This is a genomic window from Actinomadura xylanilytica (assembly GCF_030283145.1).
Lineage (GTDB): Bacteria > Actinomycetota > Actinomycetes > Streptosporangiales > Streptosporangiaceae > Spirillospora > Spirillospora xylanilytica.
On sequence record NZ_JASNWE010000014.1, the window covers coordinates 1 to 1,077 of the forward strand.

General features: G+C 60.5%; 1 protein-coding gene. It reads right to left on the reverse strand.

The window, feature by feature from the left end; translation table 11 throughout:
* Positions 1–978 (reverse strand): IS4 family transposase (locus tag QP090_RS37485; protein WP_285944588.1); only part of this gene is annotated, 978 nt, incomplete at its 3' end.
* Positions 979–1,077 lie beyond the last annotated feature (99 nt).

Sequence of the window (1,077 nt, forward strand, 5' to 3'; positions counted from 1 at the left end):
CGCGGCCAGCTCAGTCGCAGGGGCCTGCTCAGGATCCAAGATGGTGGTGACCAGAGTGAAGAGCTCTTCCTCGTCTCCTCGACCGAGCACTTGATACTCAAAGACGCGCACATGGAACCCGGGAAGATCTGTGATCTGGATCGTACCCTTACGCAATCGCTCGTAGGCTGCCATCTTGCGCCGCGGGTCCGCCGAATATGAAAGATACGACCCGTCCGGCAGCCACTCCAGAACCGGAAGATCACTAGTCATCTTCGCCCTGAACAGAGCGTCGGCACTGCGATCCCTGATCCGCTTCAGATTCTCGTAGCTGTACATCCCCTTGTCGCCGATGATCAGCATGTCATCGCCGATCGCCTCCGTGGCCAGCAGGCGCGACGCCAACACGACTTCGGTGTCTCGTTGCGCACCGAACTCAGCCGCAACGATCGCATGCGTACCACATTCAGCAAGCCCCACGACCAGCGCCTTGGGGAACACGCCCTTCTCGTTCTTCTTTTTCCCCGAGAAACCGAATCGGTCACCGTTGGCGGGACTGTCGAAGGTCTCCACATCAAAGCCGTCCAGCGCCATTAGCCGCCACCGCCCCAGCCAAGCGCCCTTCGTGGAGCGCAGCGCGCAGGGAACGGCGACCCGCTCGAACAGACCACGCATCACCTCGGCACCCAAGCGCTGCCGAGCCTGGGTGAGCGCACCAGCTGTCGGGATCGTCCATTCACCCCGCCAGATCCCCAGCCAACGCAGCCCTTGGACCAGCTTACGCATGACCTCTTCGTAGGAATCACCATGAAAGAGCGTCAGCGCCAGCACGAAGTAGACGACGACGCGTGCGGGAAGTTTGCGCAGCCGCTGCTCGCGTCTGCCGCACTTCAGCACCAACTCATCCACCAGTTCACGCGGAACAATACGCGTCAGCACTCCGATACCGACCCGCTCCGCCACGACTGAACCGTAATCACTGCCACCGGGATCACTCATAGCCGGGAAAGTAGCTGAATCGATCTCGCTCGCGCTACCCAACGGCACAACCCACAGCCTCAACTGTGGATATGTGGAAATTGCTGGCTTCAGCCTTAA